Source organism: Micromonospora sp. NPDC049580 (assembly GCF_040675595.1).
Taxonomy (GTDB): domain Bacteria; phylum Actinomycetota; class Actinomycetes; order Mycobacteriales; family Micromonosporaceae; genus Micromonospora.
Window position 1 is genome coordinate 1 of the sequence record NZ_JBFAPG010000206.1, and the last position, 10,271, is coordinate 10,271.

The window sequence follows — 10,271 nt, forward strand, 5'->3', positions numbered from 1 at the left end:
GGGCGGTTCCCGGCCCTCGGTCAGCAGGTGATCGGCTTGACCCAGGAGCACTCCACGCCCTCCGGCGTACGCGGCGTCTCCGGCACCGCGGGCGGCGCGACCCGTGCCGCGCTCGCGCCGTCGTCCCGATGGCCGGCCAGCGCCACGGCGATCTGGTCCTCCAGCGGCTTGACCGACGCCGTCAGGTAGTTGTTCAGCAGGATGGAGAACGCCAGCAGGTGGCCGTCCGCGCTCGTGACGTATCCGGACAGCCCGGAGACGCCGGTGAGGCTGCCGGTCTTGGCGTGCACGTTGCCCGCCGCCGGGGTGCCGGCCATGCGGCTGCGCAGCGTGCCGCCGACGAACCGTTCCGGCTGCCCGGCGATGGGCAGCGCGGCGTACCAGGTGGGAAACCAGGGCTCGGCCCGGACGGCGGCCAGGAGGTCGACGAACTCCGCCGCCGGCACCAGATTGCGCCGGGACAGCCCCGAGCCGTCGCGCTGGCGCAGCGTTCCGGTGTCCATCCCGGTGTCGGCGACGTACTCGCTGATCGCGGTGAGGCCGGCGGACCAGGTGCCGGCACCGGAGAGCACCCGGCCGATCTCCTTGGTCAGGACCTCGGCGTGCCCGTTGTTGGAGAGCTTGAGGAACGGCGTCATCAGCTCACCGAGGCTCATCGAGTCGTGTCGGGCCACCGGGTGGGCCGTCTCCGGGGTGGCCTGGCCGAGCACCGTCCGGCCGAGCACCCGTACGCCGTGCCGGTGCAGCGCCGCCCGGAAGACGTCGGCCGCGTAGCCGGTGGGCTCCCAGACGGTCACCCAGTCGCTGGCGGGCGCGTCGCCTACGGCGATCTGACCGGTCACCACGATCGTGTTGCCGCCGTGTTCGCGTTCGATGGAGATCGAGGTCTCGCCCTCGCTGACGGTCTCGGCGCGGTTGTCGATGCGGACGTAGCCGGTGGGCGGCGTGGTGCTGATCACCGGCCTGGCGCCGGCCCGGTCGGCCGGCGCGGCGTGCACGATCACGGTGCCCGCGTCGTAGTCGGTGTCCGGCGCGACGGTCAGCGCGGAGACCTGCGCCGCGTAGTAGTAGGGCTCGTCGTCCCAGGTCCAGTCGGGGCCCAGCCGTGTGCTGTCGTAGCGGGTGTCGTCGGCGATCAGGTTGCCGGTCACGACCCGGACGCCGTCGGCGGCGACCTGCGCGGCCAGGGCGTCGTAGTCGGCCGCGAGCATTGTCGGATCACCGCCGCCGCGCAGGTACAGGTTGCCGGAGAGCAGACCGGCGCGGCGCTTGCCGGTGGTGTGGACGTCGGTGCTGAAGTGGTGCCCGGGGCCGAGCAGCTCCAGGGCGGCGGTCGACGTCAGCAACTTGGTGTTGGAGGCCGGGACCAACCGCCGGTCGCCGTTGCGGTCGTAGAGCGTCTGCCCGGTGCTGGTGTCGACGACGACCACCGACGTCTGTGCGCCGGCCAGCCGGCTGTCGGCGAGGATCGTGTCGATGGTGGCGCGCAGTCGGGTCGTCGCGGGGGTGGGCGACTCGGCGGTGGCGCCGGACGCGCCGACGGTGGCCGCGGTGACGGCCAGCGCGAGCAGCGCGACAGCGCGCGGAAAGAGACGACGATGCATGCGCCGATGCTGTCACGAAGATAATCGCCAGAGAAGGGCCTCGGCCGAAGGTTATTGCCGCTCGCGTTTACCCGGTCGGCCGACCGACCTGTCGTGCCCGCCCCAGTAGTGCCGCTGCGCGCCCATCACCAGCGGCGCCACCAGCGCGGCGAGCGCCCCGCCGAGCAGCGGGAAGACGATGAACACCCAGAGCTGGCGCAGCGCGGTGCCGCCCTCGAAGACGGCCGGACCGAAGGCGCGGGCCGGGTTGACCGCGGCGCCGGTCAGCGTCACGCCGACCAGCTGGGTCGCCGCCAGGGCCAGGCCGATGGCCAGCCCCGCGACGCCCGGGTTCTCGCTGCGGCTCGTCACGACCAGGATGACCAGCACGAAGAGGAAGGTCAGCACGATCTCCAGCACGGCCGCGCCGCCCCGGTTGATGTGCGCGCCGTACCCGTTCGAGCCGAGCGCCCCGGTCTGGTCCGCCACGTCACCCCAGCGGGTCAGCGCCCAGAGCAGGAAGCCGGCCACTGTCGCGCCGGCGAACTGGGCGATCCAGTAGGCCACCGCGCCGATCACCGAGATCTTGCCGGACAGCAGCACGCCGAGCGTCACCGCCGGGTTGACGTGACTGCCGGAGAGCGGGCCGATCGTGTAGACGAGGGCCAGCATGACGAACCCGAAGGCCAGCGCGACGACCACCACGCCGCCCTGGACCCGGGCGGCGACGGCCGCGCCCACGCCGAAGAAGACCAGCAGCAGGGTGCCGAGGAACTCGGCAGCGGCGCGACGGGCATCATCCATTCACTCAGCGTATGGACAATTCGGGCGAACCGATGGGGGAATCGGCGCTGTGAGCAGGGCGACGACCCGCAGTGGGCACAGCGCAGCCGGACATCGCGTTACACAACGCGTGAACACCCACTCCGTCGACGTCGTGGTGATCGGCGCCGGTCAGGCGGGCCTGAGCGCCGCTCACCACCTGCGCCGCACCGGTTTCGCTCCCGACGACGGCTTCGTCGTCCTCGATGGTGACGACGGCCCGGGTGGGGCCTGGCGGCACCGCTGGCCGACCCTGCGCCTGGAGCGTGTGCACGGCTTCCACGACCTGCCCGGGATGCCCTTCCCTCCCGCCGACCCCCAGCGCCCGGCCGCCGAAGCGGTCAGCGCCTACTTCGCCGCGTACGAGCGGGCCTTCGACCTGCCGGTCCGCCGGCCGGTGCGGATCCGTGCCGTGCGTTCCCGCCCGGACGGCCGACTCGACGTCGACGCCGGCCACGACAGGTGGACCGCGCGGGCCCTGATCAACGCGACCGGCACGTGGACCAGGCCCTTCTGGCCGTACTACCCGGGTCGCTCGTCGTTCGGCGGGCGACAGCTGCACACCGCCGACTACCAGGGGCCGGCGGAGTTCACCGGCCGCCGGGTGGTGGTGGTCGGAGGCGGCACCTCCGCGGTGCAGCTCCTCGCGGAGATCTCGACCGTCGCGGCCAGCACGACCTGGGTGACCCGCCGGCCACCGCAGTTCAGCGACGGCGAGTTCGGCCCGGAGCTGGGCCGGGCCGCCGTGGCCCGGGTGGACGCGGCGGTACGCGCCGGACGCCCGCCGGGCAGCGTCGTGGGTGTGACCGGACTGCCGGTCACCCCCGAGATCCGCTGGCTGCGCGAGCGTGGTGTGCTCGATCGGCTACCCGTCTTCGACCGCATCACACCCGACGGGGTGGCCTGGGCCGACGGGCGGTTCGTCCCCGCCGACATCATCCTGTGGTGCACCGGTTTCCGCGCCGCGCTGGACCACCTGGCACCGCTCGGGCTGCGCGCTGCGGGCGGCGGAATCGTCATGGACGGCACCCGCGTGGTCGCCGACGACCGGGTCCACCTGATCGGCTACGGCCCCTCGGCGAGCACCATCGGCGCCAACCGGGCGGGCCGCGCGGCAGTCAACGAGATCCGCTCGTTGCTCGCCCCCGCCCCCGTGCTCGACTGATCCGGCTCTATTTGACGGATCGCCCGGCAGCGGGCACCGTGGGAAGGGACGGGGCCCGTCAGCTGCCCCGATTCGATGCGACGGCGATGACCGTCCGTCCCTCCCGTCGCCTCCCACGCGTGCTCGTACGCGGGCCAACTGTCCGGTCTGCGCGACAACCGACCGCGAGCCGAGAATCCACGAGGAGTTCCGCCAATGCTCACCATGACCGACAACGCCGTGCTCGTCATCCGTGACCTCGCCAACCAGCAGGACGTGGCCGAGGACGGTGGTGTGCGGATCGCCGCCGACGCAGACGCCGGATCGCTCACCGTGGAACTGGTGCCCGAGCCGGAGCAGGGCGACCACGTCGTCGACAACCAGGGCGCCCGGATCTTCCTCGATCCGGACGCCGCCGAGCTGCTCGGCGACGCCTCGGTGGACGCCACCGTCGACGACGAGGGAATCATCCAGTTCGGTTTCACCGAGCGGCAGTAGCAGGTAAACCGGGCTGCGGTAGCACGTTCACGGCGGTTCTCACCGCAGCGATCGCCCTCGCTGCGGCGGGCCCGGCCGAGGGTTCCGCCCAGGCCCTGCGGCGTCGTCCGGTCGCACCAACGTGGCGAGCACGTGCGCCAGGTGGTGCGACGTGCTCCACGCCGTCCAGTTGGCGATCGACCCGGCGCCGGCGCCCCGACGGGCGCGGCGCAGCAACTCGTGGTCGCCCCAGGAGAACGCCGCCCCGGCGCTCGACCAGTGCGGCGCCGCCACCAGCGTGCGGCACAGGTCGGCGAAGCGGTCGTCGCCCCGGCCGCCACGGCGCGACCAGCGGTAGACCCACCAGCCGTCGTCGGCGGTGTACCGCACGGTGGGCGTCCGGTCGCCGGGGTCGCCGGGGTCGGAGCGCGCCGGACCGACGCCGTAGTCGCCGTAGTCCACCCCGACGTCGGCCAGCCGCTGCCAGAGCTGCCAGTCCCAGCGCTCCAGCCGGACCGGCTCGTCGGTGGGCAGCCGGGACAGCGTCGGCGGCATACCGCCGGCTGCCACCGTCGCCGAGCGCCAGGCGTGGCGGCGGGCCCAGTCCAGCAGCCGGCGTACCCGCGGCTCGGCCACCCGCACGTCCGCCGGGCAGCAGACGTCGCCCGCGTCCACCAGCAGGTCGCACTCCTCCGGCGCGAGGCCGGTGAGCCGCCAGATCCGCTCGACGGCGGTCGTGTCCGCGTCCGGGCCCGCCCGGTCCTGCGCGGCGCGCAGCCGGACCAGCGCCCGCCGCGCGTACGCCCGGGCCGCCGTGCCGTGCGCGACCAGCCGGCGGTCACTCTCCGCGAGGCCGATGACCGGCATCAGCGGTACGCCCCACCGGGCCAGCTCCGTGTCGGCCGAGTCGGGCAGGGCGGTGACGTCGACGGCCGGCAGCAGGCCGGACGGCAGGCGGCGCAGCGCGTCCCTGGTGGAGCGGTCGACGGCGCTGACCTCCAGGATCGGGGCGAGCAGCGGGGCGACCGCGGGGTCGAGGTGGTTCAACGCTTCCAGCTCGCCGCGTCGGCGGCTGGCGAGGATGGGGCGGTAGACCGGTTCCGCCGCCCGGCCCCCGTGGGCGGGCACCATACTTCAATCTAGTCAGGCATTCGCATGCGTCCACACGATCCGGGCCGAAAATCTGCTGCCTGGCTGTCGCTTCGGCGACTAAGCTCGCCCGATGTCCGCGTCACCCCACCGTTACCGCTCCGTGGACGAGGACAGCGCCCGCTGGGTCGGGTTCCCGTTCCGCGACGGCGACATCGTGATCAGCACCCGGTCCAAGAGCGGCACCACCTGGATGCAGATGATCTGCGCGCTGCTGGTGCTCGGCACCGCGGAGCTGCCGGCGCCGCTGCCCGAGCTGTCGCCCTGGCTGGACTGGCTGGGCGAGCCGCGCGACGCGGTGTACCAGCGGCTGGCCTCCCAACCGCACCGCCGGTTCATCAAGACGCACACCCCGCTGGACGGGGTGCCGCTCGACCCTCGGGCGCACTACGTGGTGGTGGCGCGGCATCCGCTGGACATGGCGGTGTCCCTCTATCACCAGTCCGCCAACCTGAACCGGGTCCGGATGGCCGAGCTGACCGGCCAGCCCGTGCCGGCGGGACCGCCCCAGGCCCGTCCGTCGGTGCGGCAGTGGTTGCCGAGCTGGGTCGACCACGAGGTGGACCCGCGCGCCGAGCTGGACTCGCTGCCCGGGGTTCTCTGGCACCTGAGCGACGCCTGGGCCCGCCGACACGAGCCGAACGTCGAGCTGGTGCACTACGACGACCTCCAGGCCGACCTGGGTGCCCAGATGCGCCGGCTGGCCGACCTGTGGGGGGTCCCGGTGTCCGCCGAGCGCTGGCCGGCGCTGGTCGAGGCGGCCACGTTCGGCCGGATGCGGGAATGCGCCGACCAGCTCGCCCCGGACATGCTGGGGGTGCTGCGGGACCGCCGGGCGTTCTTCCGCCAGGGTGGCTCGGGGCAGGGGCGCAGCCTGCTGGACGCGGCCGGTCTGGCCCGCTACGAGGAACGGGCGAGGGCCCTGGCCCCGCCCGACCTGCTCGCCTGGCTGCACCGCGACGCCTGAGGGTGCGCAGACGAGCGCGCGGCGCCGCCTCGACCGTGGTCGGAACGTCGCCGCGCTCTGGCCGTCTCCCACCACCGCAGCCGTTCGGCGGTACGCCAGCGGGGACCTGGCTCGACCGGCCGCTCGCGCCGGTCAGCGTTGTCGATCCCCGGTCGGGGCGGATCCAAACCTGCCGACCGTGGGGAATTCCACCATCTGCCAGTCCCGGCGTGACGCGCGACCGAACGGGGTATGAGCGGGCTATGGAGCATTTCACGATCGCGACCGTCGCCGAGAAGAGCCCGGACTTCCGGCGGGTGCTGTGGACCGGCGAGCACACCCAGCTGGTGATCATGACCATTCCGCCGGGCGGGGAGATCGGCGAGGAGGTGCACGAGGGGATCGACCAGATCCTGACCTTCGTCAGCGGGACGGGCGAGGCCCGGGTCGCCGGTGCGAAGCGGGAGGTCGTCGCGGGCGACCTGGTCGTCGTGCCGTCCGGGACGAAGCACAACTTCGTCAACACCGGCCCGAACCCGCTGGTGCTCTACACCGTCTACGGCCCTCCGGAGCACGCCGACCAGGCCGTGCACCACACCAAGGAGGAGGCCGACAAGGCCGAGGCAGCCGGCGAGGACGAGCCGCCGACGTCGTGACGGCGGCGGCCTGAACCGGGCCGATCCGGGTACGCGCGGCGGGTGACGCAGCCGGCGATCTCCGACTACGGGTTCCTCTCGGACTCCCGTTCCGGCGCGCTGGTGGGGATCGACGGCTCGATCGACTGGTGGTGCCCGCACCGGTTCGACGGCGCCTCGGTCTTCGGGCGGCTGCTCGACCCGCGCGCCGGGCACTTCCGGTTGGCGCCGGTCGGCGCCGGTGGCCCCGGCTTTCGGGTGGAGCGCTCGTACCGGCCGGACACGCTTGTGTTGCGCAGGGTGCACCACACGCCGCAGGGCAGCGTGGCGGTCACCGACGCGCTCGCCGCCGAGACCGGCGCGCGCGCCCACGATGTGGGGATGAACTCGCCAGCCGTGCTCATCCGGGTGGTCGAGGGCCTGTCCGGGCGGGTCCGGATGGAGCTGGACTTCGCGCCCCGTCCGGAGTATGGGCTGCTCACCCCGTACCTGCACGAGCAGCCGGGCGGCGGGGTGCGGGCCGACGCCGGCCCGGTGGTGCTGGTGCTGCGCGCCGGCGACCTGCCGCTGCGGGCGGGCCGGGACCGGGTCACCGAGGAGTTCGAGGTCTCCGCCGGTCAGGTGATCGGGATGGACGTGGCCTTCGGAGAGGCGTACGGAGCCCCGCCGCCCCGGATGGACCCGCTGGTCGCCCTCGCCGAGACGACGCGGGCGTGGGAGGCGTACCGGGAGACGCACCGGTACGACGGCCGGTACCCCGAGCTGGTCCGGCACAGCGCGACAGTGCTGACCGGTCTGACGTACGCCCGCAGCGGCGCGGTGGCCGCGGCGCTGACCAGCTCGTTGCCGGAGCAGATCGGCGGCGACCGCAACTACGACTACCGCTACTCCTGGTTGCGGGACTTCTCACTGACCATGCGCGCGCTCTGGGTGGCGGCCTGCCCGGACGAGGCGTCGCGGTTGTTCGCCTGGGCGGCCCGGTCGATCGGCCGGTTCGGCGACGAACCGGTTCCGGTCCTCTTCGGGTTGGAGGGCGAACGTGACCTCTCCGAGCACCACTGCGATCACCTGCGCGGATACCGCGACAGCCGCCCGGTGCGGGTCGGCAACGACGCCTGGCGGCAGCGGCAGCTCGACGTACCGGGTGAGGTGCTGTCGGCGGTGTGGAGGCTGCGCGACTACCTCGGCGCCCCCTTCGAGGAGGAGCTGCGGGAGATGGTGCTCGGGCTGACCGAGCAGGTGGCCGCGACGTGGCACCTGCCGGACCGGGGGATGTGGGAGACCCGGGACGAGGAGCGGCACTACCTCTCCTCAAAGGTCTCCTGCTGGCTGGCCATGGATCGGGCAGTGGGGCTCGCCGACCGGCTCGGTGAACGGGCCGACCCACGGCGCTGGGCCGGCGTCCGGGACGAGATCCGCGCGGCGGTGCTGCGCGAGGGCTGGAACGACCGGATCGGGGCGTTCACCGGTGCGTTCGGGTCGCCGGAGCTGGACGCCTCGGTGCTCACTCTGCCGATGGCGTACTTCCTGCCGGCGACCGATCCCCGGATGCGGTCGACCATCACGATTGTGGAGCGGGAGCTGGGCACCGACGACGGGCTGCTCCGGCGGTGGACGACCGACCCGGCCGGGTTCCTGCTGTGCTCGTTCTGGCTGGTGGAGTGCCTGGTGATGGCGGGTGAGACGCGTCGGGCCGAGGAGCTGTTCGAGCGCGTGGTGGGTCACGCCAACGACGTGGGTCTGTTCAGCGAGCAGATCGACCTGACCACAGGTGCGCAGCTCGGCAACACGCCGCAGGCGCTGTCCCACATCGGGCTCATCAACGCGGCCTGGCGGCTGACCGAGCCGAACAGCTTCTGATCGGCCCGCCGGAATCCTGCAACAGACCTGCAAGCGCCAGCCATTGACGCTGATGCGTGCGCAGTCCTAGCCTCGAAGAGACGGGAAAGCCCTTTCCCACGGCTTTCATCCCGCTTCACCCCGCTGTCGGAGCCGGGCATCCGACAAGGCACACCCATCCCCGCTTTCGAGGCAGCGCGCCGTGCCGGCACGTCCCCGCGCGGCCAGATCCAGGGATCGCCACCACACGCGTCAAGGAGGACAACCGTGCACAAGAGACGACACCCCGGCCGACGACCACTGGTGCTGGCGGTGGGCGCCGGCGTGACGGCGGCGGCGCTCACCGTCGGCATGACCTCGGCCTTCGCGGCCACCATCTTCACCGACACCTTCAACGACGGCGACGCCTCCGGCTGGTCCAAATCCGGCGGCACCTGGGCGGTCGACGGCTCGGGCGTGCTCAACCAGTCGAACGCCGGCAGCGAGCTGGCCCGGCAGTTCGCCGGTCAGACCAGCTGGACCGACTACTCCGTACAGGCCCGCGTCCGGCCGGCGAGCTTCGGCTCGTCCAGCGCCCTGGTCGGCCTGGCCGCCCGGTCCACCAGCAGCACCAAGATGTACCGACTGGCCCTGCTCGGCTCCGGCCGGGCCGAGTTGCAGGCCGTCAACGGCAGCAGCATCACCGCGATCGGCTCCGCGTCGCTCGGCGTCGCCGCCGGCACCTGGTACACCCTGCGCATCGAGGCGAGCGGCAGCACCATCCGCGGCTTCGTCAACGGCACCCAGATCGCCTCCGGCAGCAACAGCCTGGCCAGCGCGGGCCGGATCGGCCTGGTCACCGCGTACGCCAGCGGCGGCTTCGACGACGTGGTGGTCGACTCGTCCGGCGGCGGCACCCCGACCACGCCACCGGCGACCACCGCACCGCCGAGCACGCCGCCGCCCACCACGTCGGGCCCGACCACCTCACCGCCCGCGGGTTGGCCGACGCCCACCAGCAGCCAGAAGGTGGACGCGACGATCGGAGTCACCGGCACCTTCGACGGCGGGCTCAAGCGCTACTACGGCATCGGCGACGGCGGGCAGAGCGAGAGCCAGGACCCGATGTTCGAGCTGGCCGCAGGCGCCACCCTGCGTAACGTGATCATCGGTGCGCCGGCCGGCGACGGCGTGCACTGCGAGGGCGACTGCACCCTCGTCAACGTCTGGTGGGAGGACGTGGGCGAGGACGCCGCGACCTTCCGCGGCGGCAGCACGTACACCGTCGACGGCGGTGGCGCCCGGTCCGCCAGCGACAAGGTCTTCCAGCACAACGGCCCTGGCACCGTCTACATCAAGAACTTCCGGGTGGAGAACGCCGGGAAGCTCTACCGGGCCTGCGGCAACTGCTCCACGTCGTACCAGCGGCACGTCGTGATCGACAACGTGGTCGTCCGGGACACCGACGCGATCGCCGGCATCAACACCAACTGGGGCGACACCGCCCGGTTCAGCCGGATCACCATCGTCGGCGACACGGACCGGGAGACCTCGATCTGCGTCAAGTACAAGGGCGTACCCAAGGGCAGCGAGCCGACCAAGATCGGCGAGGGCGCCGACGGCGTCAACTGCTTCTACACGCCGTCCGACATCACCTACCAGTAGGCCCGGTCGCCGGCACCCCACCGAGGGTGGGG

The 10,271-nt window shown here is 72.7% G+C and carries 9 protein-coding genes; 6 read left to right on the forward strand and 3 right to left on the reverse strand.

Annotated features, from left to right (window positions below; genetic code table 11):
* Nucleotides 1–20 precede the first annotated feature (20 nt).
* Both dacB and AB0J68_RS17855 read right to left on the reverse strand, forming a co-directional pair.
* Nucleotides 21–1,604: a D-alanyl-D-alanine carboxypeptidase/D-alanyl-D-alanine-endopeptidase gene (gene dacB / locus AB0J68_RS17850; protein ID WP_363939452.1), complete on the reverse strand. Its 1,584-nt coding sequence runs from the start codon at nt 1,602–1,604 to the stop codon at nt 21–23.
* A gap of 51 nt (nt 1,605–1,655) precedes the next feature.
* Entirely contained in the window at nt 1,656–2,387 is a 732-nt protein-coding gene (locus AB0J68_RS17855; RefSeq protein WP_354855831.1) for an aquaporin, read from the reverse strand.
* Between the two features lie 109 nt (nt 2,388–2,496).
* Here AB0J68_RS17855 and AB0J68_RS17860 point away from each other — a divergent pair, with 109 nt between their 5' ends.
* Both AB0J68_RS17860 and AB0J68_RS17865 read left to right on the forward strand, forming a co-directional pair.
* Nucleotides 2,497–3,570 carry an NAD(P)-binding domain-containing protein gene (locus tag AB0J68_RS17860; RefSeq protein WP_363939453.1) on the forward strand — a complete coding sequence of 358 codons (1,074 nt, stop codon included), beginning with the start codon at nt 2,497–2,499 and terminating at the stop codon, nt 3,568–3,570.
* Nucleotides 3,571–3,765: 195 nt separating this feature from the next.
* A complete protein-coding gene (locus AB0J68_RS17865; protein ID WP_354855829.1) occupies nt 3,766–4,047 on the forward strand; it encodes an adhesin in 282 nt (93 codons plus the stop codon).
* Nucleotides 4,048–4,086: 39 nt separating this feature from the next.
* On the opposite strand, the gene AB0J68_RS17870 is transcribed toward AB0J68_RS17865, so the two are convergent.
* The gene (locus AB0J68_RS17870) at nt 4,087–5,157 is read right to left on the reverse strand and encodes a hypothetical protein (protein WP_363939455.1); all 1,071 of its coding nucleotides are present in this window, start codon (nt 5,155–5,157) and stop codon (nt 4,087–4,089) included.
* A gap of 91 nt (nt 5,158–5,248) precedes the next feature.
* Between AB0J68_RS17870 and AB0J68_RS17875 the strand changes: the two genes are divergently transcribed.
* The 4 genes from AB0J68_RS17875 (at nt 5,249) to AB0J68_RS17890 (ending at nt 10,239) form a co-directional block, all read left to right on the forward strand.
* Nucleotides 5,249–6,142 (forward strand): sulfotransferase domain-containing protein, encoded by an 894-nt coding sequence (locus tag AB0J68_RS17875; RefSeq protein ID WP_363939457.1) that lies wholly within the window; start codon nt 5,249–5,251, stop codon nt 6,140–6,142.
* Between the two features lie 242 nt (nt 6,143–6,384).
* A complete protein-coding gene (locus tag AB0J68_RS17880; protein ID WP_354855826.1) occupies nt 6,385–6,777 on the forward strand; it encodes a cupin domain-containing protein in 393 nt (130 codons plus the stop codon).
* Between the two features lie 42 nt (nt 6,778–6,819).
* Nucleotides 6,820–8,616, forward strand: coding sequence for a glycoside hydrolase family 15 protein (locus AB0J68_RS17885; RefSeq protein ID WP_355063197.1), 1,797 nt, complete (start codon nt 6,820–6,822; stop codon nt 8,614–8,616).
* 246 nt (nt 8,617–8,862) lie between these two features.
* Nucleotides 8,863–10,239, forward strand: coding sequence for a pectate lyase (locus tag AB0J68_RS17890; protein ID WP_363939459.1), 1,377 nt, complete (start codon nt 8,863–8,865; stop codon nt 10,237–10,239).
* Nucleotides 10,240–10,271 lie beyond the last annotated feature (32 nt).